Here is a 15,331-nt window from a genome sequence, read left to right on the forward strand (position 1 = left end):
AAGAAAATTCACCCCTTAGGTCTTCGACCTAAATCATCGACATGGATACCAGTGTGCTACCGATTATTATCTTATTACCGCTCATACTCGGCACCACCCTTGTCTCACAATTACAGCGTATTTCGCGTGGCGTGACGGCACTTGGGGCGATTGGCATCAGCCTTAGTTGTTTTATTTTACTTTTAACTCAGGCAGAAACGGTTCTTCAGGGCAATACCCTGCAACAAAGTTGGGACTGGCTTCCTCAGCTCGGAATTAATCTGAGTTTTCGCCTAGATGCATTAGGTTTATTGTTTGGTCTGCTGATTAGCGGTATCGGCACCCTGATTTATATTTATGCCTATTACTATCTCAGCCCTAAAAACTCTCTCAGTAAGCTTTACCAGTTATTGATGCTGTTTATGGCAGCTATGCTGGGGATTTCACTCTCAAATAACTTAATGATCTTATTGGTCTTTTGGGAACTCACCAGTATTTCATCTTTCCTGCTAGTGGGTTACTGGAGCCAATATGAAGCTGCTCAGCGCGGCGCGCGTATGGCGCTCACCATTACAGGTATGGGCGGCTTGGCGATGCTGGGTGGTTTTGTCCTGATTGGACAAATCACAGGAACTTATCAGATTGATGAATTGGTCTTGATGAAAGATACCATTCAACAGCATGCGCTTTTTGTTCCAGCTTTACTGCTCATTTTATTAGGTGCATTCACCAAAAGTGCTCAGTTCCCATTCCATTTTTGGTTACCGAATGCGATGGCTGCACCAACGCCTGTATCCGCTTATCTGCATTCAGCAACGATGGTAAAAGCAGGGATTTTCTTGCTAGCGCGTTTAGCACCAATCTTTATTGGTGCTGCGCTGTATCACAACATCGTAACGTTTGTTGGTTTATTCACTTTGTGTATGGCCGCAGGTTTTGCCATTTTCAAAGAGGATCTAAAAGGCCTTCTCGCTTATTCGACCATCAGTCATTTAGGTTTGATTGTCTGTCTACTCGGTATTGGATCACCACTGGCAGTTGCAGCTGCAATTTTCCACATCATTAACCATGCAACTTTTAAAGCTGCACTGTTCATGATTGCAGGGATTATTGACCACGAAACTGGAACCCGTGATTTACGCAAGCTCAGTGGTATTTGGCAACTGCTTCCGTTTACAGGCACCTTAACCATGATCACTGCTGCCTCAATGGCGGGTGTACCATTGACCAATGGCTTTATTTCTAAAGAAATGTTCTTTACAGAGCTATTGGCTAATTTGTCTGGTCCAGTGATGGTCATTTCAGCCATTGTCGCTACGTTAGCAGGTATTTTTGCAGTCAGTTATTCGATTCGTCTGGTACATGGTGTGTTTTTTGATGGTCCGATTGGTAAACATGTGCCGAATAAAGATGCGCACGAACCACATTTAGGCATGCGCTTACCAGCGATCATTCTGGCAACCTTATGTATTTTGGTAGGCATCCTCCCTGCCCTACTGGCTGGAACCATGGTTAACAGCGTGACTCGCGCCAGTTTGGCACAGCCAGAATTTGAAGGTGTTCATCTCGCGATCTGGCATGGTGTTAATGCCCCCTTGATCATGAGTCTAATTGCCTTAATCGGTGGGTCAGTCTTCTACTTTGCACTAGCAAAAGAGGGCCGTATCCGCAAAATCGACTTAGATCCGTATCTTGGAAAGTTCCAAGGTAAAATCCTATTCGACCTGTTCCTTAAAAATTTATTACTCACCAGCCGCAAGATCAAACAGACAACCGAGAATGGTTCGCTACAGAGCTATCTGCTCTTGATCGTTTTATTTAGCATTGTCATGGTTGGTCTACCGTTATTCAACCAAGGTTTAACGACGGGTACACGTGAATTGACACATGCACCATGGGTTGCAATTGTATTATGGCTCACGCTGTTCTCTGGCTGTTGGATGATGCTGTGGTTCCACCATGAACGCATCAAAGCAGTATTGATCAGTGGTGCGGTTGGTTTGGTGGTGACCATGGTATTCGTCACCTTATCAGCACCAGACTTGGCATTGACCCAAATTACAGTCGATGTTGTGACCACAGTGCTCTTGTTAATGAGTTTGTCGTTATTACCACAACTCACACCATATGAATCAAGTCGTTCACGTCGTTGGCGAGATGCCAGTCTGGCAATTGCGGGCGGCTTAGGAATTGGCTGGATCGCATGGTTATTGCTGACACGTGACCATAATTCAATTTCATGGTTCTTCATGCAGCAAGCGATTCCACTGGGTGGTGGTTCAAATGTAGTGAACGTTATTCTGGTCGATTTCCGTGGTTTTGATACCTTCGGTGAAATTACGGTCTTGGGTATTGCTGCGATTGGTGCACTTTGCCTCATGGATGGGATGCGTGCGCATGGTACCACCATGACACAAGGCCTTTCTTATCGTTTTAACCCTTCACCGTTGATGTTCCGTATCACTGCATCGTGGATTTTACCGCTCGCACTAGTCGTCAGCGTGTATATCTTTATGCGTGGTCATAATCTTCCTGGTGGCGGTTTTATCGCGGGCTTGATTACCTCGCTAGCATTAATTATTCAATACATCGTTTTAGGCCAAGACCAAACCGAACAGATGATCAAAGCAAAATCGGGTCGCCTGTATGAGGTATGGATTGGCTCTGGTTTAACCATTGCAGGTTTAACAGGTGTTGCTGCATGGTTCTGGGCACGCCCATTCCTCACCAGCGCACATGTTTATGTTGAATTCCCTGTGCTAGGAAAAATGCATATCGCCTCTGCGGTCTCATTTGACTTAGGTGTCTACATTACCGTCGTTGGTGCTGCCATGTTGCTGATCTCAGTCCTAGGAGACTCACGTCACTCCAGCATGGCTGGTCCAATCCCAAGTGGAGATAAAGAAAATGGTTAGTATTGAATTTTTACTCGCTTCGGGGATTGGCTTACTTACTGCAACAGGCATTTATTTAATTCTGCGTGCCAGAACATTTCCCGTAGTGCTGGGTTTGGCCATGATTGGCTATGCCGTTAATCTATTCCTGTTTGCAATGGGACGTTTACAAATCAATGCACCCGCAGTGCTAACTGAAACCACTAAAGTCACTGATCCATTACCTCAGGCACTGGTCTTGACTGCGATTGTGATTGGCTTCGCAACCACAGCTTTTATCGTGCAACTTGCATTACGTAGTCGTTATGAATCGGGTACAGATCATGTCGACTCGAAAGAAGAACCAACCGTAACTTATGACCCACGTGAGGATGAGCCATAATGTTTGATTTTTATAGTTTCTGGCACGCTCACGCTCCAATTATCAGTATTTTAATCCCTGCATTTACAGGCTTTATCTTGGTGTTATTGGGCAATCCAGGTTCAGGTTCTTTAAAACAAGATTGGCGCCAACCTTGGCGTCGCGGGATTAGTCTTAGCTCTGCTATTTTAGGTTTAATCACCGCCGTCAGTTATCTCAGCATAGCCAATACTGGGCAAATTACTGTTTATCAACTCAGTGAATGGTCTGCACCATTCGGGATTGTCTTAGTCCTTGATCGTCTATCCGCATTTATGCTGGTGCTTACCTACATTCTTGCAGTCCCTGTGATTTGGTATGCAAGCGATAACTGGGACACCCGTGGTCGTTATTTCCATACCATGCTGCATTTCCTGCTCATGGGAATCACAGGTGCGTTCTTAACCGGTGACTTGTTTAACTTATTTGTCTTCTTTGAAATTCTGCTATTAGCTTCCTATGTGTTGTTATTGCACGGTCAAGGGCGTCCACGCTTTCAACTTGGGGTTCATTACGTCACCATCAACCTCCTTGCCTCTGCCCTATTCCTGATTGGTCTAGGCATGATCTATGGTAGCGTTGGTAGCTTGAATATGGCCGATGTCGGTCGTCTGGTTCCTCTGCTTGATGGCGACCAGCACAAGCTTGCGATTGCAGGTGGAATGCTGCTCTTTGTCGTATTTGGCATTAAAGCAGCAATGTTGCCTGTCGGCTTCTGGTTACCAAAAACCTATGCCGTTGCCAGCACACCCGTCGCAGCCATTTTTACCATCATGACTAAAGTCGGGATTTATGCCATTTTACGTGTTAATGGCACCGTCTTTGACGATGCTATGGCACAAAGCATTTTCAAAAACTGTCTGCTGGTTATCGGTCTTGTGACCTCTCTTTATGGTGTGATTGGTGCAATTGGCGCAGAACGTCTACGTCGTTTTGTGGGCTTTATGGTGCTGTCATCCATTGGTACCTTGCTGATTGCACTTGCAATGTTCAATACACAGGCATGGGCTGCTGCACTCTACTATGTGGTGCATAGTACTTTAATCGCAGCATCATTCTATTTATTCTGTGGTTGGATGACTTCACAACGTGGTGCTTTTAAAGATCATTTAAAAGTTGCACCAAAAATCAAACAGGAAAAAGCGGCTGCTTTTACCTACTTTATCATTGCTCTGATGATGGCAGGTTTACCGCCATTTAGTGGTTTCTTGGGTAAAGTCTTTATTTTGCAAGCTACTGCTGAAACACCGTATCAGGGTTGGATCATTGCGGTTATCCTGATTGTCAGCTTACTCAGCATTATTGCACTGACCCGTGTTGGTTTTATTCTGTTCTGGCGTGCCACACCACCTGAAGAAGACTTGAAAGAAACAGCTTATGCTGAATATCAGGCCTTACCTGAAGTTGCACCAAAGCGTAATGATACTGCAATTTATGTCTTACTTGGCGCGTTGATGACCTATGTTGTCTTTGCTTCGCCAATTCAAACTTATACGGTTGCAACAGCACAGCAAATTCAGAACCATGCGCTTTACAACCAGACCATCTTAAAAAATGATGCGCAAGGTCGTCCAATCAGCGTACAGCCTTATGATCCAAGCTATCTACCAGAAACTAAATATGGTGGTGAAGTTGAAGATCATAATGCATTGCTTATCCCAGATATTATTTCAAAGCCAACCCTTCAAGGTGGGCACATTTCTGAATATAAGCAGCGTCAAATTGCTGAGCAAATCCTAGAAGCTCCAACCATTCCAAATACAACTCAGTTAAAACCAATGGAGGATCACTAATGCAAAAACAATCTTTGCTTGACCGTTGGTTCCCCCATCCATTTGTGTCTTTTCTGATTTTTTTGAGTTGGTTGATGCTGGCACACAGTCTCGATGCTACTGATATTTTAATCGCACTGGTTTTAGCTATCGGGATTTCCCGTTTAGTCAGCCCATTTATTACCAGAACACCCCACATTCATTGGGCTCCTGCAATACGGTTAGTTTTTGTAGTGTTATGGGATATTGTGGTTTCTAATTTCCGTGTTGCCAAAATGGTACTTGGGCCAATGGATAAACTACATCCCAAATGGTATCGCGTCCCACTTGAAACTGAGCACGAGCAAGTGAATACCTTGCTCGCAATGATTATCACCACCACACCAGGTACCGTTTCAGCCGGTATCGATCAAGAGCGTGGTGATATTCTGGTACATGCGCTCAGTTCAGATGACACTGAACTTGACATTCAAGAGATCAAAACCCGCTATGAAACGCCTTTAATCGAAATCTTTGATGTAAAGATTGCAGAAGGAGCAACTAAATGACTATTTTACCTTATGCACTTGGGATTGGCTTAATTGCCATTACGATTTCAATGTTTTTGTGTTTGATTCGTCTGATTGCTGGCCCTTCTGTGATTGACCGTTTGTTAGCCTTGGATACCTTATTTTTGAATGCAACCTGTCTCATCGTTGTATTGAGTATCTACTGGGTAAGTACCAATCTATTTGAAGGTGCGCTCTTGGTTGCAATGCTTGGTTTTGTCTCGACTGCCGCGCTTGCTCGTTATTTCACTACGGGTCATGTGATTGATTAAGGAGCAGCCTCATGCAACTCATTCTTGAAATTATCGTTTCATTCTTTGTGGTCTTTGGTGCTTTCTTTATGCTGATCGGCTCAATCGGTATGATTCGCCTACCCGATCTGTTTATGCGTCTACACGCTCCGACCAAATCAAGTACCTTGGGCTTAGGTAGCTTCCTGATCGCTGCCATGATCTTTGCTGCAATGCATGGTCGCTTTGGTTTTGCTGAGCTACTGATTACTTTGTTTGCGTTTATTACCGCGCCAGTATCTGCCAATTTGATGGCACAGGCTGCAATTCATCTACGCTTACGTTCAACCAGTGGTGATGTACCTGAAGCACTCAATCGCCCATTGCCTTGGCAACGCTATCGTCGCCATCCACTGAAAAAGGATTAATCCAAGCCATAAAAAAGCCACCCGAAGGTGGCTTTTTTTATATCGATTTACTTTTGTTCATCTTGCTCTTGTTCAGGCAGATCTTTAACCGCTTCAGCAATCAGACCAAACATATAGTTACCATAGGCATTGGTCTTATCGTAATGGAAACGCAATCTTGGCGTAATACGTGTCTTGATACGACGACTCAATTCATGACGCAAGAAACCAGAAGCTTTATTCAATACATCTAAAGTTTCTTTATTTGCAGCTTCACTTTGATCATCACCAAGCGCACGCCCCATTACAGTGACATATACTTCAGCATATCCCATATCTGCACTGACTTTCACGGCTGAGATGGTCACAAGACCACCTAGACGTGGATCTTTAAGCTCCTGACGGATGAGCTCAGACAACTCACGTTGTACTGAATCCGCCATGCGCTTTAAGCGTTGGCTACCCGCCATTAAAGACTCCGTTTAATCAATTGAACATCATAGACTTCGATCTTATCTTTTTCTTTGATGTCTTTATAACCTTTCACCGCAAGACCACATTCCATACCGGCACGAACTTCTTCAACCACTTCTTTATAACGACGAAGAGATTCAAGCTCACCTTGGAACACAACCACGTCATCACGCAATACGCGAATCGGTTTGTTACGGTGTAATACACCTTCAAGTACCATACAGCCTGCTGCTGCACCAAACTTACTTGAGTGGAACACTTCACGAACTTCAGCAACACCCAGAATCGTTTCACGGTGTTCTGGTGCAAGCTTACCGCTCATTGCAGCTTTAACATCATCAATCAAATGATAAATGACGCTGTAGTAACGAATATCGATACCATCTTGATCAGATTTTTGACGAGCAGAGTTATCCGCACGTACGTTAAAACCTAACAAGACTGCTTCTGAAGATTCAGCTAAAGTAACATCTGACTCAGTGATCGCACCAACACCAGAACCGATTACACGGACTTTAACTTCATCAGTAGAAAGCTCATCAAGCGCAACATGTAATGCTTCCAACGTACCACGAACATCAGTTTTGAGTACGACATTCACATAAGGAATATCTTTTTTACCCATAGATGCCATGATGTTTTCAAGACGCATTGCACTTGCACGCTCTAAACGCTTATGACGTTCACGGTCAGAACGAGCATCAGCAACTTCACGTGCTTTCTTCTCATCATTAACCACAAGAACTTCATCACCCGCCATTGGCGCATCAGGTAAACCTAAAATCTCAACTGGAATTGAAGGACCTGCAGAAGTAATACGTTGACCATTTTCATCAACCATCGCACGAACACGACCATAAGATGAACCAGCAAGTACCAAGTCACCAATGTTCAATGTACCATTTTGTACAAGAATCGACGTTACTGCACCACGACCTTTGTCAACACGTGCTTCGATTACAACACCTTGTGCCGCACCTTCAGCTGAAGCTTTAAGCTCCATCAATTCAGCTTGGATCAAGATTAAATCAAGTAAGCCATCGATACCTGCACCAGAGTGTGCTGATACTTTAGCAATTGGAACATCACCGCCCCACTCTTCAGGTACGATACCTTTGGTGGTCAATTCGTTTAATACGCGGTCTACATCAGCCGATTCTTTATCCATCTTGTTGATGGCAACAATAATCGGTGTTCCTGCAGCACGTGCATGGTCAATTGCTTCAGCTGTTTGTGGCATAACACCATCATCAGCAGCAACAACAAGAACCACGATATCAGTCGCTTTTGCACCACGTGAACGCATAGAGGTAAATGCTGCGTGTCCTGGTGTATCTAGGAAAGTAATAATACCTTTCTCAGTTTCAACGTGATAAGCACCAATATGCTGAGTAATACCACCCGCTTCACCCGCAGCTACTTTAGAGCGACGGATACGATCCAGTAACGACGTTTTACCATGGTCAACGTGACCCATGATCGTTACAACTGGCGGACGAGTTGTTTGCTCACCACGTGCTTCTTCAGCAGCAACCAATAAGTTATCTTCTGCTTGCGTATCAGAAACTAAAACTGGATTGTGACCCAATTCTTCAACCACAAGTACAGCAGTATCTTGATCAATGGCTTGGTTCTGAGTTACAAGTTCACCCATTTTCATGAGGGTCTTGATCACTTCACGAACTTTAACCGCCATTTTTTGTGCAAGATCAGCAACGATGATTTTCTCACCAATCTCAACATCATAAATTTGCTTTTTAACTGGTTTTTCAAAACCATGTTTATTTGCTTGGCTGGTTTTTAAGCCGCGCTTATGATGGCTTTTGCTGAAGCTTTGCTCAGATTGAGCATCACCACCACGACCGCCTTTCTTACCAGCACGTGGATTTGCAGTTGCGCCACCACGTTTGATTTCACGGTCTTCCTTATTGAAGGAATCTTCATATGCTTGACCAACAAGACCAGCAGCTAAAGGTGAATCATCAATCACACGGATCGTTGCAGTCGCATCATCATTTGAATATTTTGATGCCATCTGACGCATTTGCTCAAGTGTACGTTGCTGCGCTTCTTCAGCTGCTTTACGACGTACGACTTCTTCAGTCGCTTTCAACTGAGCTGTTTGCTCTTCACGTGCTTTCTTTTGCTCTGGTGTTTCTGTAGGGCGAATAACAGGTGCTTTAATAACTTTATCGCTATTACGCTTTTTCACCACAACAGCAGTTTTCGCTGGTGTTTGACCTGAACTGTCAGAAGTATGCGCTGCACGCATTGCTTCTAAAGTTGCATTGGCTTTTTGTTCCGCAGTATTACGTGCAGTTTGCTCAGCTTCATTACGTACTTTCTGTTCAGCACGTACTTTTGCATCTGCTTCTACACGCGCTTTTGCTTCAGCTGCAAGTAATTCAGGGTTTGGTTTAGCAAAAACTTGCTTCTTGCGAACTTCAACATTAATGCTTTTCGCTTTACCTGAAGTACTTGTAACTTTAGCAGTACTCGTTGTTTTACGTTTCAACGCAATCTTTCCTGTGTTACCACTTTCCTGACCATGTACTTTTTTCAAGTGATTGATCAAAGTATCTTGCTGTTCAGTGGTAATAATGTCATCTGCTTTACGCTGTGGTAGACCTGCTTCGCGAACCTGCTCTAGGAGTTTCTCTACAGGACGTTCTACGCTGAGCGCTAACTCTTGAATCGACTTGTCCGTCATCTATTATCTCCTAGTTAAACCATGATTCACGTGCTTTCATGATTAACTGACCTGCTTTGTCATGACCTAAACCTTCGATATCCGAGATATCATCAGTTGCTTGGTCTGCCAAATCATCAACAGTAACCACACCACGCGCCGCCAATGCATACGCAATCTCAGTCGTCATACCTTCCATACCGAGAAGTTCCGCACTTGGCTCTTGAATATTTTCTTGCTGTTTTAAAGCATCCGTTAAAGCGGCTTCTTTAGCACGGCTTTGCAACAACTCAACTAAATCAGCTTCAAGCTCGATTTCATCAAATGTTTCAGCTGGTACATAAGCAATCTCTTCTAACGAAGTGAAGCCCATTTCAACCAATGCCATTGCTAAATCTTCTTCAATATCCAGACGAGAAACAAACATGTCTAAATATTGTTGCGCTTCATTTTGCTGACGTGCACGATACTCTTCTTCCAACATCATGTCGAGTTTATAACCCGTCAATTCTGATGCTAAACGAACATTTTGCCCTTGAGAACCAATTGCTCGCGCTAACTGATCATTGGTTGCAAAAATGATATCTGCACTACGCGTATCTTCATCTAGCACGATACCCGATACATCAGCTGGCTCTAATGCACTTGCGATATATTGTGCTGGATCATCAGACCACACCACAACATCAATACGCTCACCATTTAATTCCTGCTGTACTGCTTGGATACGTGTACCACGCATACCAATACATGCACCTACAGGGTCAATACGATGGTCATTGGTTTTCACTGCAATTTTAGCACGAACACCTGGCTGACGCGCCGCTGCTTTAATTTCAATGATTTCTTCAGAAATTTCTGGAATTTCTTTCTTCATCAAAGCAATGAGCATTTCAGGACGAGCACGCGACAATAACAATTGCGCACCGCGACCTTCACGGTTCACGTTAAACAAAATTGCATTGATACGTTGCTTAGGACGCAAAATTTCTTTGTGAATGGTTTCTTCACGCGCTAAATACGCTTCTGCATTGTCACCAAGATCAATGATAAAGCCATCTTTGGTTTGCTTTTTCACTTCACCGTAAATCAGCTCACCAACTTTAGATTCATATGCATCCGCAACCAATGCGCGTTCAGCTTCACGAATCTTTTGTACAATTACTTGTTTTGCAATTTGTGCTGCAATACGACCAAATTCAATCGATTCAACTTCCAACTCACGTACGTCACCGATTGACCACTGAGCAGGGTCTAAATCAGAAATCGCGTCTTGGCATGCTGGCATTTCATGATCTTCATCCGCAACCACAGTCCATTGACGGAAAGTACGGTAATCACCTGTTTTACGGTCAATCTCAACACGGAGTTGAGCTTCTTCAGAACGTGTGCCTTCGTAAAACTTTTTCTTCGTTGCCGCAACAAGTGCTTGCTCTAACGCTTGGAAGATCGCTTCACGACTAACACCTTTTTCATTACTAACCGTTTCTGCAACGGTAAGAATTTCGCGGCCCATAAGTCACCTACCGATTTCTTATAAAATTAAGTTAATATTAGTCTTGATAGATTAAATTTGCTTTATCAATATTATGACTATCAATTTCAAGCACATGATTACCTTCGACTTCAACTTGAATCATTTCATTTTCTAAGTCTACAGAAAGTAATTTTGCCTGAAATTTGCGACGGTTCTCGACAGCAGCAATTAATCGTAAAGCCACTTGTTGCCCGATATATGCAGGCAGTTGGTTCAATTGGAAAAATGGACGATCCCAACCTGGTGAAGAAACTTCTAAAGCATATTCACCTGAAATCGGATCATGAACATCAAGCATTGCACCCACTTGTTGCGTTACGAGAACACAATCTTGAACGCCAATACCACGCCCGAGCTCAACTTCACCATCTTCTGTTAAGACAGGTTCAACATTCTCCTCGACCGCTTTATCAATATAAATGCGTAATAAAGAACGTTTCCCTTGTGGGAGGAATTCAATTCCCCACAAATCTACACCACACGCAGCTACAGCTGGTGCAATTAGATCATGCAATGCTTGAGATTTATTTGATAATTTCATTTACTCTCGTCGCTCTCATACGAGCCAATCAATCTTAACCGTATAGTGAAGCACGACTATTTGACCAATTGATGTCGAACAACTACACGATATAGCTAAACAACCAATAAAAAAGGGCGTAAATCGCCCCTATGTTACACAGAAAAGCAAAGCCCACTGTGCAAAAAGGCCCACCTTATTGTGAGCCTCTTTTTAGAAACTTGGTAGCGGGAGCTGGATTTGAACCAACGACCTTCGGGTTATGAGCCCGACGAGCTACCAGACTGCTCCATCCCGCATCAACGTGCAAAAATTATATACAAATATGAAAAAAAGTCAATTTAAGTTTTCTTCATACTCGCTTGATTAAGTTGCACCTTAATCAAATGGTAGCGGGAGCTGGATTTGAACCAACGACCTTCGGGTTATGAGCCCGACGAGCTACCAGACTGCTCCATCCCGCAACAATACAAACACTGCACACACCAAACTTACTGGTTATTAAGCTTGGTGCGGAAGGGGGGACTTGAACCCCCACGCCCGAAAGCACTACCACCTCAAGGTAGCGTGTCTACCAATTCCACCACCACCGCAGTATTGTGGGACGCATTCTAGTCCCATAAACACAAAAAGGAAAGTGCTAATTCAACTTATTCAGTTGTTTTTGGTGCATTTGGTGAAGTTTCAGACGATGTCGCTGGTGCAGATGTCGTTGTTTGAACAGTTTTTAAACTATATGCATCTGTCGTCTGTTTTTTAGCAAATACAGCCAAGGTCAAGCTAGTTGCAAAAAACAATGCCGTAAAAATCGCAGTTAAACGAGTTAAAAAGTTACCTGCACCCGAAGCACCAAAAACTGTAGCAGCACCGCCACCACCAAATGATGCCCCAGCTTCTGCACCTTTACCTTGTTGTACCAAAACCAACGCAATAATTAAAATTGCTAAAATGATATGTACAACGAGTATAAAACTATACATCTCGATTCCTCGTTATTTGCTTTGAGCAAATGCTTTTGCGATTTGGTAAAATGATTCTGCATTTAAAGATGCACCACCCACCAAAGCACCATTAATATCTGGACAAGCAGCTAATTCAACTGCATTTTCAGCCTTAACACTACCACCATATAAAATGGCAGCATGTTCACCATATGAGGTAATTTGTTTTAAACCTTCACGAATCTTTGCATGCATGGCTTGAGCATCCGCTGGCGATGCAGTTTTACCTGTGCCAATTGCCCAAATTGGTTCGTAAGCGAACACAATTTTTTGCCATTGATCCGCTTGAACAACAGCCGCAATATCACAAATTTGTTGCAATACCACTTGTTCAGCAGCACCCTGCTCTCGTTGTTCCAAGCTTTCACCAACACAATAAATAACAGTCAAACCTGCATTCAATGCATTATGCAATTTTACTTTTAAAATTTCGACACTGTCGCCGAATAATTCACGGCGTTCAGAATGCCCAATTAAAACAAATTCAATGCCACTGTCTTTCAATAACTCAGCACTGACTTCACCTGTATAGGCACCTGTACCTGCAACACGAGACACATCTTGAGCAACCGTATGAATTGGTCTCGTTGCATCTTTAAATTGCGTTTGAATACTACCCAAAGCAATTGCAACTGGTGCGACACCAATATGACATTGCTCAGGCGCAATATTTTCCTGTTGTAATAACTGTTTAAATTCTTCTACTAATTGGAAAGCATTCGCATGCATTGGATTCATTTTCCAATTGCCAACAACCCAAGGAGTAATGCTCGAGTTCGACATACTTCGCCCACCCACTGTTAATTAATTTCTCAAAAATGCTGCATATTTTACACGGATTTTTATAAAATTCAGTTTTTTCTTTTAATGCGATAGAAATCACTCCAAAATCATAAAGATCAAGAAAATTGCTCATTCTTGCTTCATAAAAAAATTCCAATTGTGCTTAAAAAAAAGCTGACTTACATACAATTGATTTGATTATTTATAAGATTTAGCTTAATAAAAGAAAATTAATTTGCAAAACACTCGATCAGTTCAAAGTTTTGGCTATGAATCAAGGTGAAAACAACACTTTCTGTAGTGGTATTTTTGCATAACAAAAGTATAATTTTTAAAATACATATTATAAACATTTATTGTCATAAGGCGGACAGATGTCAGGATTACATACGTCTCCAAAGTTTTCGGGGTTTATTCGACGGTTAGTTGAAGATGGGCATATGCCTATAACAACAATGCAAACAGCCATCGATGCTGCTAAAAAAGCACAACAAGATATCGTTGCACATCTGATTGAACAGCATCGCGTATCTCCATTAACCATTGCTGAAACCATTGCAGCCGAGTTTGGTGAGCCACTTTTCGATTTGGCTGTTTATGATACTGCCTTGTTACCTCGTGATCTGGCGGATAATAAGCTAATCCAAAAGCATAAAGTGGTCCCGCTGATTCAACGTGGTCAAATCCTCTATGTTGCGACCAGCAATCCAACCAATATCGAGGCACTGGATGCGATTCGCTTCAATACCAAACTCAATATTGAACCGATTATTGTTGAACACACCAAACTCGAAAAACTGATTGAACAGCAGTTTGGCGATTCTGGCAGCTTTGATTTTGGTGATAGTGAAGACTTTGATCTCGATATCGATGTGAATCAAGACACTGCCAAAGACGATGATGAGGCGCCTCAAGGGGATGAATCTCCGATTGTAAAATACATCAATAAGCTATTGATTGATGCGATTCGCATGGGTGCATCCGATTTACATTTCGAACCTTATGAAAAAATGTATCGTGTCCGTTATCGCGTTGATGGTGTACTTCGTCAAATCGCCAACCCACCATTACAAATGGCAACCCGTCTCGCCTCACGTTTAAAAGTCATGTCACAAATGGACATTTCTGAAAAACGAATGCCGCAAGATGGACGTATTAAACTTAAACTGTCCAAGACCAAAGCGATTGATTTCCGTGTCAACTCACTCCCCACACTGTTTGGCGAAAAGTTGGTACTGCGTATTCTAGATCCATCCAGCGCCATGCTGGGTATTGAAGCTCTCGGCTACGAAGACGAACAAAAAGCTTTATTTATGGATGCACTTGATAAACCTCAAGGCATGCTCCTGATTACAGGTCCAACGGGCTCTGGTAAAACGGTTTCGCTGTATACGGGATTAAATATTTTAAATACGGAAGACACCAATATTTCCACGGCCGAAGATCCAGTCGAAATTAACTTGGAAGGGATTAATCAGGTTAACGTAAACCCAAAAACAGGACTCACCTTCTCTGCTGCCCTGAAAGCCTTTTTACGTCAAGATCCAGACGTGATCATGGTCGGGGAGATCCGTGATTTGGAAACAGCAGAAATTGCAATTAAAGCTGCGCAAACAGGTCACATGGTGATGTCGACACTGCATACCAACAGTGCACCGGAGACATTGACCCGATTACGCAATATGGGCGTTCCCTCATTCAATATTGCAACTTCCGTCAATCTGGTGATTGCGCAACGCTTGGCACGCCGCCTCTGTGGTCAATGTAAAGAAGAAATTAGCATACCTAAACAAAGCTTGTTAGAACTCGGCTTTACTGAACAAGATTTAAATGATCCCGAGTTTAAAATTTTTCAACCTGTCGGTTGTGCTGAGTGCCGTGAAGGCTATAAAGGGCGTGTGGGGATTTACGAGGTCATGAAGGTCACACCAGAAATTTCCAGACTGATTATGGAAGATGGTAACGCCTTACAAATTGCGGCAGCATCAGAACAAGCAGGTTTTAATAATCTACGTCGTTCAGGTTTGAAAAAGGTCATGCAAGGAATCACCTCTTTGCAAGAAGTCAACCGAGTAACAAGTGAATAAAATTAATAAA

General features: G+C 43.0%; 13 protein-coding genes and 3 tRNA genes. 7 read left to right on the top strand and 9 right to left on the bottom strand.

Features of this window, described 5'->3' with window-relative positions; all coding sequences use genetic code 11:
• Positions 1 to 41 precede the first annotated feature (41 nt).
• Genes FPL17_RS12360 through FPL17_RS12385 form a run of 6 tightly spaced genes read left to right on the top strand, consistent with a single transcriptional unit; the run spans position 42 to position 6,251 of the window.
• Positions 42 to 2,894, top strand: a complete 2,853-nt coding sequence (locus FPL17_RS12360) for a monovalent cation/H+ antiporter subunit A (protein WP_159885332.1) — start codon at positions 42 to 44, stop codon at positions 2,892 to 2,894.
• Positions 2,887 to 3,255 carry a Na+/H+ antiporter subunit C gene (locus FPL17_RS12365; RefSeq protein ID WP_005154911.1) on the top strand — a complete coding sequence of 123 codons (369 nt, stop codon included), beginning with the start codon at positions 2,887 to 2,889 and terminating at the stop codon, positions 3,253 to 3,255. The genes FPL17_RS12360 and FPL17_RS12365 overlap by 8 nt, the downstream gene beginning before the upstream one ends.
• Positions 3,255 to 5,066 (top strand): monovalent cation/H+ antiporter subunit D, encoded by a 1,812-nt coding sequence (locus FPL17_RS12370; protein ID WP_005191983.1) that lies wholly within the window; start codon positions 3,255 to 3,257, stop codon positions 5,064 to 5,066. Before FPL17_RS12365 ends, FPL17_RS12370 begins: the two co-directional genes overlap by 1 nt.
• Positions 5,066 to 5,593 carry a Na+/H+ antiporter subunit E gene (locus tag FPL17_RS12375; RefSeq protein WP_151715577.1) on the top strand — a complete coding sequence of 176 codons (528 nt, stop codon included), beginning with the start codon at positions 5,066 to 5,068 and terminating at the stop codon, positions 5,591 to 5,593. Before FPL17_RS12370 ends, FPL17_RS12375 begins: the two co-directional genes overlap by 1 nt.
• Positions 5,590 to 5,865 (top strand): monovalent cation/H+ antiporter subunit F, encoded by a 276-nt coding sequence (locus tag FPL17_RS12380; RefSeq protein ID WP_005191977.1) that lies wholly within the window; start codon positions 5,590 to 5,592, stop codon positions 5,863 to 5,865. The genes FPL17_RS12375 and FPL17_RS12380 overlap by 4 nt, the downstream gene beginning before the upstream one ends.
• Before the next feature lie 11 nt (positions 5,866 to 5,876).
• Entirely contained in the window at positions 5,877 to 6,251 is a 375-nt protein-coding gene (locus FPL17_RS12385; RefSeq protein ID WP_005154905.1) for a Na+/H+ antiporter subunit G, read from the top strand.
• Positions 6,252 to 6,298: 47 nt separating this feature from the next.
• Here FPL17_RS12385 and FPL17_RS12390 read toward each other — a convergent pair whose 3' ends face one another.
• The 9 genes from FPL17_RS12390 to tpiA all read right to left on the bottom strand — a co-directional run bounded on the left by FPL17_RS12390 (position 6,299) and on the right by tpiA (position 13,234).
• Positions 6,299 to 6,700 carry a ribosome-binding factor A gene (locus FPL17_RS12390; RefSeq protein WP_005154904.1) on the bottom strand — a complete coding sequence of 134 codons (402 nt, stop codon included), beginning with the start codon at positions 6,698 to 6,700 and terminating at the stop codon, positions 6,299 to 6,301.
• A complete protein-coding gene (infB, locus tag FPL17_RS12395; protein ID WP_005191973.1) occupies positions 6,700 to 9,414 on the bottom strand; it encodes a translation initiation factor IF-2 in 2,715 nt (904 codons plus the stop codon). The genes FPL17_RS12390 and infB overlap by 1 nt, the downstream gene beginning before the upstream one ends.
• 10 nt (positions 9,415 to 9,424) lie before the next feature.
• Entirely contained in the window at positions 9,425 to 10,909 is a 1,485-nt protein-coding gene (gene nusA, locus FPL17_RS12400; RefSeq protein WP_005191970.1) for a transcription termination factor NusA, read from the bottom strand.
• A gap of 37 nt (positions 10,910 to 10,946) precedes the next feature.
• The gene (rimP, locus tag FPL17_RS12405) at positions 10,947 to 11,471 is read right to left on the bottom strand and encodes a ribosome maturation factor RimP (RefSeq protein ID WP_159885334.1); all 525 of its coding nucleotides are present in this window, start codon (positions 11,469 to 11,471) and stop codon (positions 10,947 to 10,949) included.
• Positions 11,472 to 11,672: 201 nt separating this feature from the next.
• Positions 11,673 to 11,749: transfer RNA gene (locus FPL17_RS12410), tRNA-Met, on the bottom strand.
• Positions 11,750 to 11,837: 88 nt separating this feature from the next.
• Positions 11,838 to 11,914: transfer RNA gene (locus FPL17_RS12415), tRNA-Met, on the bottom strand.
• Between the two features lie 44 nt (positions 11,915 to 11,958).
• Positions 11,959 to 12,043: transfer RNA gene (locus FPL17_RS12420), tRNA-Leu, on the bottom strand.
• Between the two features lie 57 nt (positions 12,044 to 12,100).
• On the bottom strand, positions 12,101 to 12,430 hold the full coding sequence (gene secG / locus FPL17_RS12425) for a preprotein translocase subunit SecG (protein ID WP_078197608.1): 330 nt from the start codon (positions 12,428 to 12,430) through the stop codon (positions 12,101 to 12,103).
• Between the two features lie 12 nt (positions 12,431 to 12,442).
• Complete coding sequence (gene tpiA / locus FPL17_RS12430) at positions 12,443 to 13,234, bottom strand: triose-phosphate isomerase (RefSeq protein WP_032864570.1); 792 nt, start codon at positions 13,232 to 13,234, stop codon at positions 12,443 to 12,445.
• A 374-nt stretch (positions 13,235 to 13,608) separates the two neighbouring features.
• On the opposite strand from tpiA, the gene pilB reads away from it, so the two are divergent.
• Positions 13,609 to 15,321, top strand: coding sequence for a type IV-A pilus assembly ATPase PilB (pilB, locus tag FPL17_RS12435; protein WP_159885336.1), 1,713 nt, complete (start codon positions 13,609 to 13,611; stop codon positions 15,319 to 15,321).
• Positions 15,322 to 15,331: the final 10 nt, after the last annotated feature.

The sequence above is a fragment of the Acinetobacter dispersus genome, from assembly GCF_009884975.1.
GTDB classification, from domain to species: domain Bacteria; phylum Pseudomonadota; class Gammaproteobacteria; order Pseudomonadales; family Moraxellaceae; genus Acinetobacter; species Acinetobacter dispersus.